The following is a 19,700-nucleotide window of genomic DNA, read 5'->3' as shown; positions in this document are numbered from 1 at the left end:
CCAGGTCCCGATCGTGCTGCTCGACATGTGGGAGCACGCGTTCTACCTGCAGTACCGCAACGTCAAGCCCGACTACGTCAAGGCCTGGTGGAACGTCGTCAACTGGGCCGACGCCGCCGAGCGCTTCGCCACGGCCCGCGGGGCCTGACCGATGACCGCGACGGCGGTCCCGGCGGGCCTGCTCGCGGGCGCGTTCCGGGAGGCCTTTCGCCATCACCCCACCGGCGTCGCCGTGGTCACCGCCCGCGACGGCGCCGGTGCGCCGGTGGGGCTCACCGCGTCGTCGGTGGCGTCGGTGTCGCTGGACCCGCCCGCGCTCGTCGTCTCGTTCTCGCACCGAGCGAGCGCCACCACGGCGCTGCTCGCGGCCGATTCGTTCCTCGTCCACCTGCTGGAGGCGCGCAACGTCGAGCTGGCGCGGCGCTTCGCCACCTCGGGGGCGGACCGGTTCGGGCCCGATACGCACTGGACGCGGCTCGCCACCGGCGAGCCGTGGCTGCCGGACGCGCCGACCGCGCTGCGCTGCCGCCCGCTCGCGCGCGTCCCCGTGGGCGACGCGACCGTGGTGACCGCCGAGGTGGTCGGGGTGCGCTCGTCCGGGCGCGAGGGGCGGCCGCTGGTCCACCACGACCGCGACTTCCACGCGCTCGGGCCCGCCCTGCCGGCCCACTCCTGACCCACCCCGGGACGCGGATCCCGCGTCGGGGCGGCGCGAACGGCCCGAACGGAGGACCATCGGGGGTGGAGCACTCGACGGAGGTGGCCGTGCCGCAGGACCGACCCGGACCGAACCCGGGCCCCGGGAACCCCGGGCCCGACTTCGGGCCCCTCAACTTCGGGCCGCTCGACGACCTCTTCGAGCGGCTCATCGGCAACCTCGAGACCACGCTCGGCGACACCCTGGGCGGCACGGGCCCCCGGCGCCCGCCCACCGGCGGCCGCACCCCGAAGCTCGACCGGTTCGGCCGCGACCTCACCGCCGAGGCCGCCCGGGGCGCGCTGGACCCGGTGATCGGCCGGGACGCCGAGATCGACCAGGTCCTCGAGGTGCTGGCCCGGCGCACGAAGAACAACCCGGTGCTGGTCGGCGACCCGGGCGTCGGCAAGACCGCGATCGCGGAGGGCGTGGCCCAGCGGGTGGCCGACGGTGCGGTGCCCGAGTCGCTGCGCGGCGTCCGCGTGGTGGCGCTCGACCTCGGCGGCATGGTGGCGGGCACCCGCTACCGCGGCGACTTCGAGCAGCGGCTCACCGGCGTCATCGACGAGGTGGTGGCGGCCGAGCGGTCGATCGTGCTGTTCCTCGACGAGCTGCACTCGGTGATCGGGGCCGGGTCGGCCGAGGGCGCACCGATGGACGCGGCCACCCTGCTCAAGCCCGCCCTCGCCCGCGGCGACCTGCGGCTGATCGGGGCCACCACGCTCACCGAGTACCGCCGCCACATCGAGAAGGACTCCGCGCTGGAACGCCGCTTCGAGCCGGTGCTGGTCGCGGAGCCGTCCGTGGAGGCCACGGTCGCGATCCTGCGCGGCCTGCGCCCGCGCTACGAGCAGCACCACGGCGTGCGGATCCGCGACGACGCCCTCGTGGCCGCCGCGGAGATGTCCGACCGGTACGTGCCCGACCGGTTCCTGCCGGACAAGGCGATCGACCTGCTGGACCGGGCGAGCGCCCGCGCCCGGATCCGGGCCGGGGAGCCCGCGGCCCCCGCCGACCGCGCCGGCGAGGAGGAGCTGGAGCAGCTGCGCCGGGCGCGCGAGGTGGCCGTCGACGCCGAGGACTTCGAGCGCGCGCACCTGCTCACCCGCGAGATCGAGGCGGCCGAGGCGGCGCTGGGCGCCCGCACGGCCCGCGGCGCGCGCCCGGACGGCGGGGCGGTGGAGATCGGGGCCGACGACGTGGCCCGCGTCGTCTCCGACAGCACCGGCATCCCCATCGCCCAGCTCACCGGCGCCGAGCGGCGCAAGCTGCTCGACCTGGAGAAGCTGCTGCACCGGCGCGTCGTCGGCCAGGACGAGGCCGTCGAGACGGTGGCCGACGCGGTCCGCGCGGGGCGGGCGGGCCTCGCCCACCCGGACCGGCCGGTCGGGTCGTTCCTGTTCCTCGGCCCCACCGGCGTCGGCAAGACCGAGCTGGCGCGGGCGCTCGCCGAGGCCCTCTTCGGCAGCGACGACGCGCTCCTGCGGTTCGACATGAGCGAGTTCTCCGACCGCAGCAGCGCGTTCCGGCTCGTCGGCGCCCCGCCCGGGCACGTCGGCTACGACGACGCCGGTCAGCTCACCGAGGCGGTGCGCCGCACCCGCTACGCGGTGCTGCTGCTCGACGAGATCGAGAAGGCGCACGCCGAGGTCGTCAACACGCTGCTGCAGGTGCTCGACGCGGGGCGGCTCACCGACTCCCACGGCCGGGTCGTCGACTTCACCCACACCGTCGTGATCATGACGAGCAACCTCGGCGCCGACCGCATCCTCGCGGCCGCCGGGCGGCCGGTGGAGGAGGTGCGCGAGGGCGTCCTCGCCGTGGCACGGCTGGCCTTCCGACCGGAGTTCCTCAACCGGATCGACGACATCGTCGTCTTCTCCGCCCTGGGCCGCGACGAGCTGCGGCGCATCACCGAGCTGCTGCTCGCGGGCACGGTCGAGCGGCTGCGCAAGCAGGGCATCGAGCTGGAGGCCACCCCGGCCGCGGTCGACTGGCTCGCCGAGCGCGGCCACCAGCCCGAGCTGGGCGCCCGGCCGCTGCGCCGCACCATCGCGCGCGAGGTGGACCGGGTGCTCTCCCGAATGATCATCGCCGGGGACGTGCGGCCCGGTGCGCGCGTGGTCGTCGACGCGCGCGACGGGGCACTGGAACTGCGACCGCAGGCACGCTGAGCGCGCTCAGGCCGTGGCGGCGTCGAAGCCGTCGCGGGCCCGGGTGTCGGCGTGGTGCACCCGGTGCACCACCGCCACCGGGGCGCGGACGCGGCCCAGCACGGCCCGGCTCACCGACCCGCGCAGCGCCCCGAGGACCAGCCCCCGACCCCGGGTGCCGACGACGACCAGGGCCGCGCCGCGAGATTCCTCGGCGATGGCGCGAGCCGGGTCGGCGCGCACGAGCCGCGTGACGACCGGGACGGCGGGGTAGCGCGCGTGCCAGGACTCCACGGCGCGGTCGAGGCGCCTGCGCGCCGCGGCCTCGGCCACCGTGGACGGGGCGCACACCGCCTCCAGGTCCGCGGGCGGATCCGCGACCCAGGCGTGCACGGCGACGAGCGGGACACCGCGTTGGCGGGCGGCCTCGAAGGCGAACCCGACCTCGGGGGTCTCCGCGCTGCGGCCGTCGACACCGACGACGACCCGCGGCGGCGCCCCGCCGTCCGGGACCGCGCCGTCCGGGACCGCGCCGTCCGGGACCGCGCCGTCCGCGCCGTCCGGGTCCGCGCCGTCCGGGGGCCGGACGACGACCACCGGGCAGGGTGCGCGCGCGGCCACCCGGGCCGACACCGACCGGCCCAGCAGCGCCCGCAGGCCGACCAGGCCGCGGCTGCCGGTGACGAGCAGTCGTGCCCGGCTCGCCTCGGCGAGCAGGACCTGCACCGCGGACCCGTACGCCAGGTGCGCCGCCACGTCGAGGTCGGACGCCACGAAGCGGGCCCGCGCGACGTGGGCGCGCAGCACGTCCTCGGCGACGGCCCTGGCCCCGACGAGGCCGTCCAGCGGGGAGGCGACGCCGTAGGGGTCCGCGGGGAGCGGCGGGTGGAACGCGTGCACGACCCGCAGCGAGCAGCCGCGGGCCGCGGCCTCGGCCGCGGCCCAGTCGACGGCGGCGTCCGCGGTGCCGGCGTCGTCGACCCCCACGACGACGACCGCCGCTCCCGGGTACATCACCGCACCGCCCCTCGCACGAGCGGCTCGGGCGCCGCGGCGAGGTCGGCGGGCTCGGCCGGCGTGGACCGTTCCAGGAAGCGCAGCAGCTCCACCGGGAAGGGCAGCACGAGCGTCGAGTTCTTCTCGGCGGCGACCTCGACCACCGTCTGCAGCAGCCGCAGCTGCAGCGCGGCCGGGTGCGCGGCCATCACCTCGGCGGCCTCGGCCAGCTGCTGCGACGCCTGCAGCTCCCCCTCCGCGGTGATCACCCGGGACCGACGCTCCCGCTCGGCCTCGGCCTGCCGCGACATCGACCGCTTCATCGACTCCGGCAGGACCACGTCCTTGATCTCCACCCGGTCGATGTGGACGCCCCACCCGAGGGCCGGGCTGTCGATCATCAGCTCGAGGCCCTGGTTGAGCCGTTCCCGGTTGGACAGCAGGTCGTCCAGCTCGCTCTTGCCGATGATCGACCGCAGCGACGCCTGCGCCACCTGCAGGATCGCCGAGCCGTAGTCCTGCACGTCGACGGCCACCCGCACCGGGTCGACGACCCGGTAGTAGACGACCGCGTCGACCCGGACGGTCACGTTGTCGCGGGTGATCCCGTCCTGCGGGGGCACCGGCAGCGTGACGATCTGCATGCTGACCTTCTGCATCCGGTCGGCGATCGGCGCGATGAACGCGAGCCCCGGACCGCGGGTCTGCGGCAGGACCCGGCCGAACCGGAAGACGACTCCCCGCTCGTACTGGTTGACGATCCGGACGCTCGACCCGAGCAGTACCAGTGCCGCGGCCACCACCGCGACCACGACGAGGACGCTGATCATCTCGGCCTCCGCTCCACCGCGATCGGTTTTGTATCGTAGCACGATACATCGTGAGGCGATACAGTTCAGCAGCGTCGGAGCGGGCTCCGCGCCCGGGTGGTGTCATGGGTCCGTGGCGGAGGACGAGCTCGACGCCCGGCTGCAGCGGATCGGGCAGCACCCCTTCCGCGCGAAGTTCCGGCTGCGCGGCCGGGACCGCGCGGTGGTCGACCTGCGCGGCATCGCCACCGTCCGCACGCACGCCGAGGAGCTGATCGCGCGCAGGCTCGCCCCGGCCGAGCCGCGCAACGACGGGCGTCAGACGCCCTACCGGGGGCATCCCGTGTTCGTCGCGCAGCACGCCACGGCGACGTGCTGCCGCAGCTGCCTGCAGCGCTGGCACGGCATCCCCGCCGGGCGCCCGCTGGACGAGGCCGAGCGGGGTTACGTGGTGGAGGCGATCATCCGCTGGATCAGCGGGCAGTACGCCCCCGGCCGGCCGCCCCCGTAACCGAGCCCGGCCACGTCGCGGGTGTTCGCCCGGGTCAGCGCGACTGCAGCGCGTCCAGCGCGACGGCCATGGCCGCGGCCACCCGGAAGTCGACGCGCGGGTCGGGCACGTCGATGACGTAGCGGTCCCGGATCGCCTTCTTGCGCTCGCTGGACATCACCGGCTGCCCGGTGGCCTTGTCGACGAAGTCGAAGTGGAACACGAACGGCACCCAGATGTCACCGAGGTACGGGATGAAGTCCCACACCCGGCGCAGGATCGCGATGACCGGCCTGCGCTCCCTGCCGACCGCCTCGTAGCCCGGGCCCGCCAGCGTCCAGGTCGAGCGCAGCAGGCTCGCGCCGAACTCCTTGCGGAAGTAGCCGATCGCGTTGCCGTGCTCGTCGAACACGTCGTGCTCTGCGTGCACGTCCAGCCGCTGGCGGGCCTTGAACGAGAACACCGCCCGGGAGCGGGACTCGTCGGCGTAGAAGACGACCTCCTCGCGCAACTTCATGCGCTTCTGCTGCGCGAACGCGAGCAGCGGCCCCTCGCTGCCGTCGGGTGCGGCGCCGCGGATCTCGTAGCGGTTGACCATCAGCGTGATCCGCTGGCGGACGAAGAACCGCGGGACGTGCATCGGAGCGGTCATGATCGCGAGTCTGTCAGGCGGGTCCCGCCTGCCGCACGCCGCACACCCCCGCGGGGGCGGCCGGGTCAGGGGCGGGGCGGGACCAGCCGCCGGTGCACCGCGTGCAGGGCCAGCACCACCAGCGCGGGCAGCACCAGCACCACGCCGGGCAGCAGCACCGCGAGCAGGGCCGCGACCCCGGTCACCGCCAGCGCCGCGAGTCCCGAGGCGGGGGCGCGCAGCAGGTCCGTCCAGGCCGCGGCGAGCGCGGTGCGCCACCCGCCACCGGCCAGCCGCGGCACGGCCAGCAGCACCACCGCGACGAGGCAGGCGACGGCCACGCCGAACACCGCGAGCACCGCACCGCCACCGGGCACGACCCCGGCGCGCAACCAGTCCACCTGCTGCACCACCACGAGGACCGCGAGCACGCCCGCCGCGCTCACCGGCACCCCGGGCAGCAACCGCCGCGCGAACTCGGTTCCGATCTCGCGGTAGGACGGCAGCTCGTCGTGGTCGACCCAGTGCCCGACGGCGCTCGACAGCGTGGCGACCACCGCCCCGACCGTGACCACCGGCAGGCTCGCCGGCACCGCGACGATGCCGAGCAGCGCGAGCTCGGCGACGCGGCGCAGCTGCTCCTTCCAGCCACCCGCGGCCTGCACCGGCGCTCGCGCGGTCATCCCTTGATCCCGCTGGTGTTGATGCCGTCGACGATGAGCCGCTGGAACACCAGGAAGAACAGGAACACCGGCACCAGCGACAGCACCGACATCGCGAACATCGGCGCGATGGCGTTCTGCCCGCTCGAGTCGAGGAACAACCGCAGCCCGATCGGCACCGTGTAGGCGTCGAGGTCGTTCAGGTAGACGAGCTGGGTGAAGAAGTCGTTCCAGGTCCAGATGAACGAGAACACCGCCGTGGTGACGAGCGCGGGCTTGGTGAGCGGCAGCACCACGAAGAGGAACCGCCGGTAGGGCCCGCAGCCGTCGATCTCGGCGGCCTCGTCGAGGCTGCGCGGGATCCCCCGCATGAACTGCACCATGAGGAACACGAAGAACGCCTCGGTGGCGAGGAACTTCGGCACGATCAGCGGCAGCGGGGTGTTGATCCACTCCAGGCTGTTGAACAGCACGTACTGCGGCACGATCAGCACGTGGTGCGGCAGCAGCAGCGTGCCGATCATGATCGCGAACCAGAAGCCGCGCAGGGGGAACTTCAGCCGCGCGAACGCGAACGCCGCCAGCGAGCAGGCCACGACGTTGCCGATGACCACTCCGGCCGCGACCACCGCGCTGTTGAGGAAGAACGTGCCGAACGTGACGCCCGGGATCCCGATCCAGCCCTCGGCGTAGTTCTGCGGGCTGAACCGGCGCGGCAGCACGTTGACGTTGTTGAGGATCTCGTCGGGCGCCTTGAACGACGTCCCGATCATGTAGACGATCGGGTACAGCGCCACCAGCAGGAGAGCGATCAGCACGACGTGCGCGGTGGCGCCCTCGTACCAGCGGCGGTTGTTCCCGACCGGACCGGGCGCGGCGGCCGCGGTAGCGACCGGGGCGACGGTGGTGGTGGCCATCAGCGGTCCCCCTCGTCGGCGTAGTGGACCCAGAGCGAGCCGCTGCGGAAGACGATCGCCGTGATGATGCCCAGCGCCACGAGGAACACCCAGGCCATCGCCGAGGCGTAGCCCATCTGGAAGTCGCCGAACCCGCGCAGGTACAGGTACACGGTGTAGAGCAGCGTGGAGTCGGCCGGCCCACCGGTGCCGCCGCTGATCACGAACGCCGCCGTGAAGCCCTGGAACCCGGCGATCGTCTCCAGCACCACGTTGAAGAACAGCACCGGTGACAACAGCGGCAGGGTGACGTGCCAGAACTGCTTGAACCGGCCGGCCCCGTCGAGCGCGGCGGCCTCGAACATCTCGGCCGGGATCTGCTTGAGCCCGGCCAGGAAGATCACCATCGGGGCGCCGAACTGCCAGGCGGCGAGGACCACCAGCGTGCCGAGGGCGAACGACGGGTCGTTGATCCAGGCGCGGGTCGGGATGCCGAAGACGGCCAAAACCTCGTTGATCGCGCCCTGGCCGCCGAACAGCGTCTGCCAGACGATCGCGATGGCGACGCTGCCGCCCAGCAGCGACGGGACGTAGTACAGCGAGCGGTACAGCCCGACGCCGCGCCGGTTGCGGTAGAGCAGCAGCGCGACGCCGAGGGCCACGGCGAGCTTCAGCGGCACCGAGGTGACCGCGAACAGGACGGTGGCGACCACGGCGTTCCAGAACTGCGGATCGCCGGTGAACATCCGCTCGTAGTTCTCCAGCCCCACCCACTCCGGGTCCTGCAGCAGGTCGTAGTCGGTGAAGCTGAGGTAGAGCGAGTAGAGCATCGGCAGCAGCGTGATGCCGAACAGGCCGAGCAACCACGGGCTCAGGAACACGTAGCCCGCGACCGCCTCCTTCCGGCGCCCCGGCCGGCCGCGGGATGCCGTCTGCGTCGTGCCCGCGGCCGGCGCCGGGCGTACCGCCGTGTCCGCCATCGAGACCGCTCCTGTCAGCTCGCCGCGCGCTCGAGCTCGCCGGTGACCTGGGCGACGAACTCCTCGGCCGCCTCGGCCGGCGTCTGGCGGCCGAACCCGACGTTCTCGGCCGCTGCGGTGAGCAGCCGGGTGACCTGCGAATCGCCCTGGGCGGGCACCGGCGGGGTGGGGCCGGCCTGCGCGGTCACCCGCTCGTCGAAGGCGAGCACGTACTGCAGCTGCTCGTCGAACTGCGGGGCGATCTGGTCGCGGACCTGCTTGTTGGGCGGCAGGCCGCGCTCGGTGCCGAGGATCGCGCCGGCCTCGGGGTCGCTCACGAAGAAGTTGATCACGTCGACCGCCGTGGCGATGTTCTCCCCGCGGGCGTAGGCGGTGAAGAACTGCGACGGCCGCGCGTACGCGCCGGACTGGTCCCCGGGCAGCGGCACGAGCACGAGCTCGTGGTCGGTGCCCTTCGCGATCTCGGTCAGCTGGTTGTCGTAGCTGAACGTCCCGGCGGTCTGCTGGGTGATCACGGTGTTCTTGGAGATGTCACCGCCGTTGGCGGGCTGGGCGACCTCGGCGGGCGACGCGGCGCCGCTGTCGCGGAACGTCGCCCACATCTCGAACCAGGCCGTGGCGTCCTCGACGGTGAAGCCCGGCTTCTGCCCGTCGTAGAGCTCCTTGCCGCGCTGGCGCAGCCAGAACTCGAACGCCCCCATCGTGGCGCTCTCGTCGCGGAAGGCCCACGGCTGCGAGCCGGTGGCCTGGTTGACCCGCGCGGCCCACTCGCCGAACTCCTCCCACGAGGCCCACCCGGTCTCCGGCGGGAGCAGGCCGAGCGGCTCGACGACGGTCTTGTCCACGACGAACGAGCCGGTGTTGGCCGCGAGCGGGATGGCGTAGAGCTTGCCGTCGACCTTGCCGGTCTCCAGCAGCTTCGGGTCGATCCCGTCGAGCTGCAGGGTGCTGCCCACCCACGGGTCCAGCTCGGCGATCAGGCCCTTGTTGGCGTACTCGCGCAGGACGCGGTTGTCGATCTGGATGATGTCGGCGGCGTTGCGGCCCGCCGCCGACGTGTTGACCTTGTCGTAGTAGCCGGAGTAGCCCTGCCACTGCGTGGTGAAGGTGACGTTCGGGTGCTTCTGCGTGTAGAGGTCGAGCACCTTCTGCGTGATCTCGGCGCGCGCGGGGCCACCCCACCAGGTGACCTCCAGCTGCACCGGCTGTTCGCGCTCGGGCGGACCGCCCGCTTCCTGGTCACTCGCCCGTGATCCCCCACCGCACGCGGCGGTGGCGAGGACGGCGAGCACGGCGGTGCCCGCGGCGAGCGAGCGCACGGTCCGACTCAGCCCGAGGATGGCCATGGGAGCTCCTTCGATCACACTGGCCCGGTTCGGCCACCCGCTGTGGCGGCGAGCACAGGGCCTGGCTCGTTGCGCAATTAGTTCAGAGCGGGGCCCGCGACGTCAACAACGTCTTGCGGTTTTTTTCAGCCGTTTGCATCATGGGTCCGCCGACGCCCTCGGCGCGGTGTCCAACAACGCCGTGAGCTGCCTGCTCAGTCGAACCGCCAGCCTGCAACCCTTTGCAGTAGGCCCCAGCACCGGGAGTGTGCATGTCCCTCAGCGCCGCGAGCTCGCCGCGCCCCCGCTATGCGATCGTCGGCCTCGGCGGGCGCGCCCAGATGTTCGTCGACGCGCTCACCGGCGCCCACGCCGACACGGCGCAGCTCGTCGCCTTCTGCGACACCAACCAGACCCGGATGGACGTGCACAACCGCACCGTCGTCGGGCGCGGCCTGCCCGCCGTCCCGACGTACCAGGCCGCGGACTTCGGCCGGATGCTCGACGCCGAGCGGGTCGACACGGTGATCGTCACCTCGATCGACCGCACCCACGACGAGTACATCGTCGCCGCCCTGCGGGCCGGCCGGGACGTGATCACCGAGAAGCCGATGACCACCGACGCCGACAAGTGCAGGCGGATCCTCGACGCGCAGGCCGAGACCGGCGGCAAGGTCACGGTCACGTTCAACTACCGCTACAACCCGCTGCACGCGCGCGTGCGTGAGGTGATCGCCTCGGGCGCGATCGGTGAGATCGGCTCCGTGCACTTCGAGTGGCTGCTCGACACCCGCCACGGCGCGGACTACTTCCGCCGCTGGCACCGCGACAAGGCCAACTCCGGCGGGCTCATGGTGCACAAGGCCACCCACCACTTCGACCTGGTCAACTGGTGGATCGCCTCCTCCCCCGACGTCGTCTACGGCCTCGGGCGGCTGTTCTTCTACGGCGAGGAGAACGGGCGCAGGCGCGGGCTCGCGCGGCCCTACGCGCGGGCGCACGGCTCGCCCGCGGCCGCCGACGACCCGTTCGCCCTGCACCTGGCGAGCAGCGAGACGATGACGGCGCTCTACCTCGACGCCGAGCACGAGGACGGCTACCACCGCGACCAGAACGTCTTCGGCCCCGGCATCACGATCGAGGACGACATGGCCGTGGCCGTGCGCTACCGCAGCGGCGCCACGATGACCTACCACCTCACGGCCTACTCGCCGTGGGAGGGCTACCGGGTCGCCTTCAACGGCAGCGGGGGGCGCCTCGAGCTCGACGTCATGGAGAACTCGTTCGTCGACCCCGACACCGCGGGCACGGTGCAGGGCGAGGCGCTGCACGGCAGGCCGGGCACCGAGCTGCGGCCCGAGCCCGACCACGGCGCCCGGCTCACCCTGCGCAGGCACTGGGAGAAGCCCGAGGACCTCGACCTGCCCGACACCAGCGGCGGCCACGGCGGCGGCGATGAGCGGATGCTCGCCGACATCTTCGGCGGGAAGGATGTGGACGACCCGCTCGGCCGGGCCTCCACCCACCGCGACGGCGCGCTGTCGCTGCTGACCGGGCTCGCCGCCAACCGCTCGTTCGAGACCGGCCTGCCGGTCCGGGCCGACGACATCCTGGAGCTCTGACATGGCTGCTCGACCGCTGGTGCTCGACGACGACCGGGTGCTGCCCACCGAACCCGCGGTGCGCGCGATCGCCCGCGAGATCTTCGCCGCCGTCCGCGACCTGCCCCTGATCAGCATGCACGGCCACGTCGAGGCGTCCGTGCTCGCCGACGACGAGCCGTTCCCCGACCCGGCGCAGCTGCTCGTCGTTCCCGACCACTACGTCACCCGCATGTTCGTCTCCCAGGGCATGCGGCTGGAGGACCTCGGCGTCCCCCGCCGCGACGGCGGGCCCGTCGAGACCGACGGCCGGACGATCTGGCGCCGCTTCTGCGCCGGCTGGCACCTGTTCCGCGGCACGCCGTCGCGGTTCTGGCTGGAGCAGGAGCTGCACGACGTCTTCGGCGTCGACGTGCACCCCTCCGAGGAGACGGCCGACGCGATCTACGACCAGATCGCCGACTGCATCGCGCGCCCGGAGTTCCGCCCGCGGGCCCTGTTCGACCGGTTCAAGCTGGAGATCCTCGCCACGACCGACGCGCCGTCGTCCACGCTCGACGCGCACGCCGCCATCGCCGCGTCCGACTGGGACGGCCGGGTCGTGCCCACGTTCCGCCCGGACGCGCTGGTGCACATCGACCGGCCCACGTGGAAGCGCGACGTCGAGGAGCTCGGCGAGGTCGCGGGCGTCGCCGTCGACACCTACGCCGGCTACATCGCCGCCCTCGAGCAGCGGCGGGAGCACTTCCGCAAGCACGGGGCGCTCGCCACCGACCACGGCCACACGAGCGCCGACACCACGCCGCTCGACCGCGCCGACGCCGAGCGGATCTACGCCGCCGCGCTCGCCGGGTCGGTCGAGCCGGCCGCCGCCGAGGCGTTCGCCGCGCACATGCTGTTCGAGATGGCGCGGATGAGCCGCGACGACGGCCTCGTCATGCAGATCCACCCGGGTGTGGCACGCAACCACCACGCGGGCGTCCACGACGCCTTCGGGCCGGACAAGGGCTTCGACATCCCGCTGCCGGTCGACTTCACCCGCGGCCTGCAGCCGATGCTCAACGCGTTCGGCACCGACCCCGGCTTCCGGTGCGTGATCTTCACCATCGACGAGACCACCTACTCCCGCGAGCTCGCCCCGCTGGCGGGCGTCTACCCGTCGGTGCGGCTCGGCGTGCCGTGGTGGTTCCTCGACAGCCCGCACGCCATGCGGCGCTTCCGCGAGGCCGTCACCGAGACCGCGGGCTTCTACAACACCGCTGGCTTCGTCGACGACACGCGGGCGTTCGCCTCGATCCCGGCGCGGCACGACCTCGCCCGCCGGATCGACAGCGGCTACCTCGCCCAGCTCGTGGCGAACGGCCAGCTCGCGCTGGACGAGGCGATCGAGACGGCGATCGACCTCTCCACCACGATCCCCCGCGCGGCCTACGCCCCCCGCTCCTGACCGGCGACGTCACCAACCGGGGGTGTGCTTCACACAGCGCCGGCGCTGTGTGAGGTGGACCTGCGGTGTGTGAGGTGGGCGGGTTCTTCCCGTTCGGGCCCGCGGGCGGCCTGCCCCCGCCGGTGCCGGTCGAGGAGGAGCTGCGCGAGGACGCCCTGCGCGACGAGGGTCTGCGCGTCGTGCGCTGGACCGGGAAGGACCTCGACGACGTCGGCCCACCGCGCAACGCCTCCGCGAAACCCGACTTCACACACCCGGGATGTGTGCAGGGCCGGCAGGGGGCGTATCACCGGCGGCGGGTGGACCGTCCTGATCCCAGGCGGCCGGACCCCGGCCGCGGCGGGGAGGCAACCATGTCCACGGCTCAGCGCGTCACCGTCCTCGGCGCCGGGTTGACCGGCTTGTTCACCGCGCTGCTCCTGGCGCGCGACGGGCACAGGGTCACGGTGCTCGAACGCGACCCGGCCGAGCCGCCGGAGCCGGGTGCGGCGTGGGAGGCCTGGCAGCGGCGCGGGTGCGGCCAGTTCCGGCTGCCGCACCACATGCTGCCGCGGTTCCGCCACCTGCTCGAGGCCGAGCTGCCCGACGTGGCCGAGGGCCTCCTCGCCGCCGGGGCGCTGCGCTACAACGTGCTGGCCGAGCTGCCCGCCGCGGTCAGCGGCGGGTGCAGCGCCACCGACGACCGGTTCACGACGCTCACCGCGCGCCGTGCGGTGCTGGAGGCCGTGGTGGCCCGGGCGGCGGCAGGCCAGGAGGGCGTGGCGGTCCGGCGCGGCAGCGCGGTGCGCGCGCTGCTGACCGAGCCGTCGCGGACAGGGGTCCCCCACGTCACGGGGGTGGCGAGCGCCGACGGGCTCGAGCTGCGCGGCGACCTCGTCGTCGACGCGACCGGGCGGGGTTCGCCGTTGCCCGCGCTGCTCGCCGAGGCAGGCGCGCCCGCCCCCGCCGAGGAGCAGGACGAGGGCGGCTACGTCTACTACTGCCGCCACTTCGCCGGCCCCGGGCCGAAGCCGCCGCTGCGCGGTCCCCTGCAGCAGTGGTACGACTCGGTGACCATCCTGACGCTGCCCGCCGACAACGGCACCTGGTCGGTCGTCGTCGTCGCGAGCTCCCACGACAGGCAGCTGCGGGCGCTGCGCGAGCCGGAGCGGTGGACGGCCGCGGTGCGCTCCTACCCGCTCGTCGCGCCCTGGACCGAGGCGGGGCCGATCACCGGCGTGGACGCGTTCGGCGGTCCCGGGGACCGCCTGCGCCGCCTCGTGGTGGACGGCAGCCCGGTCGTCACCGGGCTGCTCGCGATCGGGGACGCGGCGGCCTACAGCAACCCGTCGCTGGGGCGCGGGGCGTCCATCGGGCTGCTGCACGCGGTGGCGCTGCGGGAGCTGCTCCGCGCGACCGACGGCGCCGACCCGCACGAGGTGGCCACGCGGTGGGCGGAGGACACCGCGACGGCCGTCGAGCCCTGGTTCTGGTCGACCGTCGCCACGTCCCGGTCCCGGCGCGCCGAGATCGAGGCCGACCGGACCGGCACCCCCGCCGCCCCCGACGACCGCTGGGCGATCGCGAAGGCGATGGCGGCCGGGACGGCGAAGGACCCGGACGTGCTGCGGATGCAGCTGGAGATCGCGGGCATGCTCGCGCTGCCCACCGAGGTGCTCGCGCGGGAGGGCGCGGTCGAGCGGGTGCTGGCCGCGGGCGGCGGCGCCCCGCGCTACCCCCTGCCCGGCCCGGACCGCGCCGGCCTGCTCGCGGCGGCGGGCGTCGCTTAACGCCCGCCGGGGCGGCGGCGAGTCCCCGGGCACCACGGGCGTCGACGAGGGGTGGGGGCGGCGTGTCGGAGTTCGGGATCGATCTGGGTACGGCCAACACCGTCGTCTACGACGCCGTGCAGGAGGTCGTGTACAACGAGCCGTCCGTGCTGCTGCGGCGCCGCCGCGGCGGGCGGGGTGGGGGCATCGTCGCGGTCGGGGCGGAGGCCGCCGAGCTCCTGGGGCGGGTGCCCGCGGGCCTGCAGGCCATGCGGCCGCTGCAGGACGGGGTGGTGACCGATCTCGAGGTCGCCCGGTCCTACCTGCGGGCCGTGGCCCGCCGGGCGGTGTCGAGCCCCTGGAAGCGCATGCACGGCCGGGTGGCGATCGGGGTGCCCTCCGGCGCCACGGCGCTGGAGCGCCGCGCGCTGCTCGCGGCTGCGGACGAGGCCGGGATGCACCGGGCCGCGGCGATCGACGAGCCGATCGCGGGGGCGCTGGCGTGCGGCATCGACCCGATGGACCGCCGCGCGCACATGGTCGTCGACGTCGGCGGCGGCACGGCCGAGGCCGTGGCGTTCTGCTACGGCGGGGTGCTCACCTCGCGGTCCTGCCGGGTCGCGGGCGACGAGATGACGATCGCGGTCTTCCGGCACCTGCGCCGCGAGCACCAGCTGGTGGTGGGCGAGCGGACCGCCGAGGAGATCAAGATCCGGATCGGCGCCGAGACCGAGCCCAGCCTGCCGGTACCGGGCCTGGACGCCGGGTCGGGGCACGCGCGGCTCGCGACGATCCCGGTCGAGGAGATCGCCCAAGTGCTCCGGCCGATCACCGACGAGATCATCCAGACGCTCGCGGCCGCCCTGCACGACCTGCCGCCGGACGCCGCGGGTGACATCCTGGCCGAGGGCGTGATCGCCTTCGGCGGCGCGGCGCTGACCCGGGAGTTCCACCCGCGGCTGGAGAAGGCCTTCGGCTTCCCCGTGAAGATGGCCGAGAACCCGCTCACCTGCGTGGCCGAGGGCGCCGCGCTCGCCCTGTCCGCCCCGGGCGTGATCGAGGCCTACGGCTGGCGGTGATCACCCCATCGGGGGCGTCGCGAGCAGCTCCGCCCCGTGGTCGGCGTAGTGCTGCAGCGCGTCGGCCACCACGCCCTTGACGTTGTTGCCGCCCGTGCCCGGGCCCTGCACGACGGCGGTGACCACGACGGCGGGGTCGTCGGCCGGGGCGACCGCGGAGAGCCAGTTGTCGTAGGCGTCCGGGGGCAGGCTGCCGTCCTGGGCGGTGCCCGTCTTCGCCGCGACCGGGACCGTCACGCCCGACAGCCGGGCCGCGGTCCCGTGCGTGACGGCGCCGCGCATGCCGGCGCGCACCGGCCCGAGCCGGTCGGCGAACGGCAGCGGCTCCGGCGCCGGGGCGGGCAGCGCCGTGTACCCGCCCGTGTCGGTGCCGACGGCGAGCCCCAGCCGCGGGGTGACGAGCGCACCGGTGGCGATGGCCGCACTCCACCGGGCGTTCTGCAACGGGGTGGTCAACAGGTACCCCTGCCCGATGCCGAGGATCACCGTCGACCCGCCGTACCAGCCGCGCCCGGACGCCTCGACGCTCTCCGGTGTGCCGAGGTAGCCGGGGGACTCGCCGGGCAGGTCGATCCCCGTCGGCGCGCCCACCCCGAGCGCCCGCGCGGCCTCGATCAGCCGATCGGGGCCGAGGGTGTGGGCGAGCTGGTAGAAGTAGACGTCGTTCGACCAGGCGATCGACTCGGCGAGGTTCATCGGCCCCATGACCCGCCAGTTGTCGAACGTGTGCCCGCCGAGCGTGAAGCTGCCGCCGGTCGGGATCACCCGCTCCGGCGGGATGATCGGGTTGAGAACGCCCGCCGTGGCCACGACCAGCTTGAACGTGGAGCCCGGCGGCAGCGCGACCTGCGACACGCCCTCCAGCATCGGGTGGCCGGGCGCGGTGGCCGCGGCCTGCAGCGCGGCCGTGTCGACGGGCGGACCGTAGATGTTGTTGTCGTAGGACGGGAGGCTCGCCATCGCGAGGACCTGCCCGTTGCGCGCGTCCAGCGCCACCGCGGCGGCCACGGCGGAGCGCCGGGGCTGGGCGCGCAGCGCCGCCTGGAGGGTGTCGGTGAGCCGTCGCTGCAGGCCGACGTCGAGCGACGTCCGCAGCGACGCGCCCGGCACCGGCTCCACCCGCTTGCCCATCGCCACCGGCACGCCCTTCGGGTCGACGTAGACGCATTGGCCGCCGTTCACCCCGCGCAGGACGGCGTCGTACTGCAGCTCGAGGCCCGCGCGGCCGACGAACTCGCCCGACGGCAGGTCCGGCCAGCGCTGCTCCTCCTGCGGGGTCGCGATGCCGACGAACCCCATCACCGGGGCGAGCAGGGGGCCCGTCGGGTAGGTGCGCCGGGGCGCGGGCACGACCAGCACGCCGGGGAGCCCCGCGGCCGTGACGGCGTCGGCGGCGGGCCGGGGCAGCTCGGCGACCACCAGCGACAGGGTGGTCGGGTCCGCGCCGTCGAGGGCGGCGCGTACGGCTTCGGCGGGCTGCCCGACGAGCTCCGCGAGCCGCTCGACTGCGCCCGGCTCGGAGCGGGTGATCGCCGGGACGGCCACGACCCGGTAGGCGCCCTCCCCCGTGGCCGTCGCGTCGAGCGCGAGCGGGGTGCCGTGCCGGTCGGTGATCGCCCCGCGCTCGGCGGGGATGCGGATGCAGCGCGTCATCTGCTCCTCGCCGGCCGCGGCGAGCGCCTCCCCGCGGGTGGTCTGCAACTGGAACGCGAACTGCCCGAACAGGACGAGCACGGCGGTGAGCCCCAGCGCGATCGCCCGGACGAGCCGGGGCCGCCGCGACCGCCACCGCGACAGCAGGAGCAGCCGCGTCCGCGCCCCGTCGCGGCGGACGCCGAGGGCGACCCCGAGCGCGGCGAGGTGCACCAGTAGCGCGGTGCCCCCGTAGCTGACCAGCGGGAACGGCACGCCGGCCAGCGGGAGCAGGCCGAGGTTGCCCCCGACCGACACGACGACCTCCACGCCGATCAGCACCGCGAGCCCGCCCGCGACCAGCACCCCGCCCGACGGCCGCGGCGCGCGGCTGGCCAGCGCGAGCCGCCAGACCAGCACGGCGGCCGCCGCGATCGCGGCGGCGCCCGCGACCAGCCCGAACTGCTCGACCAGGCTGGCGAGGGCGAGGTCGGTCTCCTTCTCCGGCAGGTACTGGGCGAGCAGGCCGGTCAGCGGGTCCTCGGCGCGCCCGAAGAGCGAGCCCCACCCCATCGCGATGTGCGCCTGCAGCACGGCCCACCCGGCGCCGGTCGGCGACTCGTGGGCGCCGACGAGAAAGCTGCCCAGCCGCTCGATCTGGTACGGGCGCAACAGGGTGACGGCGAGCGGCGCCGCGATGGCCGCCGCGGCGAACACGGGGAGCAGGAAGCGCGCCGGCACGCGGCCGATGAGCAGCATCCCGCCGGTGAGGGCGAGCAGGAGCAGCGTGGTGGACAGGTCCGGCTGCAGCGCCGTGAACGCGAGCGGGACGGCGGCGAGCGCGACCGCGGCCGCGAACCGCTGCCACGCGGGCCGGCCCGAGCCGAGGACCGCGGCCAGCACGAGCAGCAGCCCGAGCTTGACCAGCTCCGACGGCTGGAAGGTGATGCCGCCGATCGTGATCCAGCGCGTCGCGCCGTTGACCGTCACCCCGGCCACGTGGACGGCGGCGAGCAGGAGCACGGCGACGACGTAGGTGATCCACCCCAGCACCACGAGCAGCCGCTCGCGGAACCGCCACAGCGCGACCAACAGCACGACGCCCGCCGCCGCGATCGTCCCCTGCCGCGTGGCCTGCTCGATCCCGTCGACGGCGAGGAGGTTGGCCAGGCCGAGGCCGACGAGCACGAGCGCGGCGAGCACCGCGACGAGGTCGAACGCGACGCCCCGGCGGTCCGGCGGGCGCAGCGGCGGCCGGCCGCCCGGCTCGTCCGGCGCGGGGTGCTCGCCCTGCTCCACGATGAGCATCGCCCCGTTCCCCCCTCGGGTGATCAGGCCGGGCACGCACCGTCCTCGGGCACGGGCACGGCGGCGCTGGTGGCGGTGAACGGCTGGTCGGTGACGGCGGTGACGGCGAGCGCGGACGCCTCCGGCAGCGACACGGTGACCACCGCGTCGAGCCGGTCGCCGTACGGCGGCACGGTGGCGGCGGAGCCCGGCGCGGCGGTGAGCACGCGGGTGCAGCGGTCGAGGACGCGCAGGCTGAAGGCGAGCTCGTACGGCTGCGCCTGCGGCCGCACCCGCACCTGCACGCGGAGGGCGCATTCCGCGCCGGGGGCGCACGGCGCCACCGGCCGCAGGTCGACCGCGTCGACGGTGCCCCCGCTCGGCGGGGAGGCCGTGGGGAGCGGGGGCAGCGCCGTCGACGGGGACGCCGCGGTGGCCCCGGCCCGGCCCGCCTGGAGCACCGCCGTGACGTCGCGGGCGATGTCGTCGCGCAGGAAGGTGATCTCGGCGGCGACCACCACGACGAGCACCATCACCGACAGTGCCCACTTCCAGCTGCGGGCCGCGACGGCCCTGGCCGGCGTCCGCCGCGGGCGGCGCGGCGGCCGCCTCCGCGGGGCGGCGGACCGCGGCGCGGCGGACGGGGCGGGTGCGGGAGCGCCCACGATCACCGCGACCGCCCGGCCGAGCTCGGCCCGGGCCCGCCGCCCGCCCGGCGCGTCGGCCTCCCGCAGGACGGCGGCGACGATCGCGAGCCGCCCGTCGGGCGACCGGGCCTCGGCGGCGGCGCGGTCGAGCGCGGGCACCGGGCCGTCGGTCGCCGCGGCGAGCCGGTCGAGGAGGGCCCCGACCTGCGCGAGGTGGCTGCCGTGGCCCGGCGGGCCGTCGAGCAGGCGCACCGCGCCGTCCCGGCCGACCCGGACGGCCGCGAGCCGCGGCGGCGCGGCGACCGGGCGAGCCTCGACGGCGGCCACCAGGTCGGCGCCCAGCGCGACGGCCTGGGGCGGCGTGAGGCGGGCGACGGCGAGCAGCCGGGTCAGGCCGACGCCGTCGGCGGGCGGGCCCGCCGGCGGCGTCGGCCGGGCGCGGGCAGCGCGCCGCGTCCGGACGTGCACCTTGTGCAGCAGCGGTGCGCGCCGCTGCGCCCTCGACCGCGTCATGGCCGCCCCCTCGCCCCGTGCAATTGCACCACTGGAACGGGGCGTTGGGCAGGACGAATTCGGCGGCACCCGATCGGCACGCACGGCGTTCGACCAGGTGGCGGCGG

The 19,700-nt window shown here is 74.7% G+C and carries 17 protein-coding genes; 8 read left to right on the top strand and 9 right to left on the bottom strand.

Annotated elements, in window-relative coordinates; translation table 11 throughout:
• From VKZ81_RS07715 to VKZ81_RS07705, 3 genes are all read left to right on the top strand, one after another.
• The coding region (locus VKZ81_RS07715; RefSeq protein ID WP_324240751.1) for a Fe-Mn family superoxide dismutase at positions 1 to 148 on the top strand (148 nt) is incomplete at its 5' end.
• Between the two features lie 3 nt (positions 149 to 151).
• Entirely contained in the window at positions 152 to 676 is a 525-nt protein-coding gene (locus tag VKZ81_RS07710; protein WP_324240747.1) for a flavin reductase family protein, read from the top strand.
• 65 nt (positions 677 to 741) lie between these two features.
• The gene (locus VKZ81_RS07705) at positions 742 to 2,871 is read left to right on the top strand and encodes an ATP-dependent Clp protease ATP-binding subunit (protein WP_324240746.1); all 2,130 of its coding nucleotides are present in this window, start codon (positions 742 to 744) and stop codon (positions 2,869 to 2,871) included.
• 6 nt (positions 2,872 to 2,877) lie between these two features.
• On the opposite strand, the gene VKZ81_RS07700 is transcribed toward VKZ81_RS07705, so the two are convergent.
• Both VKZ81_RS07700 and VKZ81_RS07695 read right to left on the bottom strand, forming a co-directional pair.
• A complete protein-coding gene (locus tag VKZ81_RS07700; RefSeq protein ID WP_324240745.1) occupies positions 2,878 to 3,864 on the bottom strand; it encodes a universal stress protein in 987 nt (328 codons plus the stop codon).
• Complete coding sequence (locus VKZ81_RS07695) at positions 3,864 to 4,676, bottom strand: slipin family protein (protein WP_324240744.1); 813 nt, start codon at positions 4,674 to 4,676, stop codon at positions 3,864 to 3,866. The genes VKZ81_RS07700 and VKZ81_RS07695 overlap by 1 nt, the downstream gene beginning before the upstream one ends.
• A 112-nt stretch (positions 4,677 to 4,788) precedes the next feature.
• Between VKZ81_RS07695 and VKZ81_RS07690 the strand changes: the two genes are divergently transcribed.
• Complete coding sequence (locus VKZ81_RS07690) at positions 4,789 to 5,166, top strand: DUF4186 domain-containing protein (protein WP_324240743.1); 378 nt, start codon at positions 4,789 to 4,791, stop codon at positions 5,164 to 5,166.
• 34 nt (positions 5,167 to 5,200) lie between these two features.
• Here VKZ81_RS07690 and VKZ81_RS07685 read toward each other — a convergent pair whose 3' ends face one another.
• The 5 genes from VKZ81_RS07685 to VKZ81_RS07665 form a co-directional block, all read right to left on the bottom strand.
• Complete coding sequence (locus VKZ81_RS07685) at positions 5,201 to 5,797, bottom strand: LURP-one-related family protein (RefSeq protein WP_324240742.1); 597 nt, start codon at positions 5,795 to 5,797, stop codon at positions 5,201 to 5,203.
• 65 nt (positions 5,798 to 5,862) lie between these two features.
• Positions 5,863 to 6,459, bottom strand: a complete 597-nt coding sequence (locus tag VKZ81_RS07680) for a hypothetical protein (RefSeq protein WP_324240741.1) — start codon at positions 6,457 to 6,459, stop codon at positions 5,863 to 5,865.
• Entirely contained in the window at positions 6,456 to 7,355 is a 900-nt protein-coding gene (locus tag VKZ81_RS07675; protein WP_324240740.1) for a carbohydrate ABC transporter permease, read from the bottom strand. Before VKZ81_RS07675 ends, VKZ81_RS07680 begins: the two co-directional genes overlap by 4 nt.
• A complete protein-coding gene (locus VKZ81_RS07670) occupies positions 7,355 to 8,314 on the bottom strand; it encodes a carbohydrate ABC transporter permease (protein ID WP_324240739.1) in 960 nt (319 codons plus the stop codon). The genes VKZ81_RS07675 and VKZ81_RS07670 overlap by 1 nt, the downstream gene beginning before the upstream one ends.
• Positions 8,315 to 8,328: 14 nt before the next feature.
• Positions 8,329 to 9,660, bottom strand: coding sequence for an ABC transporter substrate-binding protein (locus VKZ81_RS07665; protein WP_324240738.1), 1,332 nt, complete (start codon positions 9,658 to 9,660; stop codon positions 8,329 to 8,331).
• A gap of 251 nt (positions 9,661 to 9,911) precedes the next feature.
• Between VKZ81_RS07665 and VKZ81_RS07660 the strand changes: the two genes are divergently transcribed.
• From VKZ81_RS07660 to VKZ81_RS07645, 4 genes are all read left to right on the top strand, one after another.
• Positions 9,912 to 11,261: a Gfo/Idh/MocA family oxidoreductase gene (locus tag VKZ81_RS07660; RefSeq protein WP_324240737.1), complete on the top strand. Its 1,350-nt coding sequence runs from the start codon at positions 9,912 to 9,914 to the stop codon at positions 11,259 to 11,261.
• 1 nt (position 11,262) lies between these two features.
• Positions 11,263 to 12,687 carry a glucuronate isomerase gene (gene uxaC, locus VKZ81_RS07655; RefSeq protein WP_324240736.1) on the top strand — a complete coding sequence of 475 codons (1,425 nt, stop codon included), beginning with the start codon at positions 11,263 to 11,265 and terminating at the stop codon, positions 12,685 to 12,687.
• A 74-nt stretch (positions 12,688 to 12,761) separates the two neighbouring features.
• Positions 12,762 to 14,456, top strand: a complete 1,695-nt coding sequence (locus tag VKZ81_RS07650; RefSeq protein ID WP_324240735.1) for an FAD-dependent oxidoreductase — start codon at positions 12,762 to 12,764, stop codon at positions 14,454 to 14,456.
• A 62-nt stretch (positions 14,457 to 14,518) separates the two neighbouring features.
• On the top strand, positions 14,519 to 15,514 hold the full coding sequence (locus tag VKZ81_RS07645) for a rod shape-determining protein (RefSeq protein WP_324240734.1): 996 nt from the start codon (positions 14,519 to 14,521) through the stop codon (positions 15,512 to 15,514).
• Here VKZ81_RS07645 and VKZ81_RS07640 read toward each other — a convergent pair whose 3' ends face one another.
• Positions 15,515 to 18,490, bottom strand: a complete 2,976-nt coding sequence (locus VKZ81_RS07640) for an FtsW/RodA/SpoVE family cell cycle protein (protein WP_324240733.1) — start codon at positions 18,488 to 18,490, stop codon at positions 15,515 to 15,517.
• A complete protein-coding gene (locus VKZ81_RS07635) occupies positions 18,478 to 19,593 on the bottom strand; it encodes a hypothetical protein (RefSeq protein ID WP_324240732.1) in 1,116 nt (371 codons plus the stop codon). The genes VKZ81_RS07640 and VKZ81_RS07635 overlap by 13 nt, the downstream gene beginning before the upstream one ends.
• Positions 19,594 to 19,700 lie beyond the last annotated feature (107 nt).

It is taken from the genome of Pseudonocardia sp. (assembly GCF_035305885.1).
Taxonomy (GTDB): Bacteria; Actinomycetota; Actinomycetes; order Mycobacteriales; family Pseudonocardiaceae; genus Pseudonocardia.
This window is presented reverse-complemented; position numbering and strand designations above follow the sequence as displayed.

Bases quoted from the DNA above. Each gene is read 5' to 3' on its own strand.
- VKZ81_RS07710 (WP_324240747.1), top strand. From the start codon at position 152: ATGACCGCGACGGCGGTCCCGGCGGGCCTGCTCGCGGGCGCGTTCCGG.
- VKZ81_RS07700 (WP_324240745.1), bottom strand. From the start codon at position 3,864: ATGTACCCGGGAGCGGCGGTCGTCGTCGTGGGGGTCGACGACGCCGGC.
- VKZ81_RS07695 (WP_324240744.1), bottom strand. From the start codon at position 4,676: ATGATCAGCGTCCTCGTCGTGGTCGCGGTGGTGGCCGCGGCACTGGTA.
- VKZ81_RS07685 (WP_324240742.1), bottom strand. From the start codon at position 5,797: ATGACCGCTCCGATGCACGTCCCGCGGTTCTTCGTCCGCCAGCGGATC.
- VKZ81_RS07680 (WP_324240741.1), bottom strand. From the start codon at position 6,459: ATGACCGCGCGAGCGCCGGTGCAGGCCGCGGGTGGCTGGAAGGAGCAG.
- VKZ81_RS07675 (WP_324240740.1), bottom strand. From the start codon at position 7,355: ATGGCCACCACCACCGTCGCCCCGGTCGCTACCGCGGCCGCCGCGCCC.
- VKZ81_RS07670 (WP_324240739.1), bottom strand. From the start codon at position 8,314: ATGGCGGACACGGCGGTACGCCCGGCGCCGGCCGCGGGCACGACGCAG.
- VKZ81_RS07665 (WP_324240738.1), bottom strand. From the start codon at position 9,660: ATGGCCATCCTCGGGCTGAGTCGGACCGTGCGCTCGCTCGCCGCGGGC.
- VKZ81_RS07660 (WP_324240737.1), top strand. From the start codon at position 9,912: ATGTCCCTCAGCGCCGCGAGCTCGCCGCGCCCCCGCTATGCGATCGTC.
- uxaC (WP_324240736.1), top strand. From the start codon at position 11,263: ATGGCTGCTCGACCGCTGGTGCTCGACGACGACCGGGTGCTGCCCACC.
- VKZ81_RS07635 (WP_324240732.1), bottom strand. From the start codon at position 19,593: ATGACGCGGTCGAGGGCGCAGCGGCGCGCACCGCTGCTGCACAAGGTG.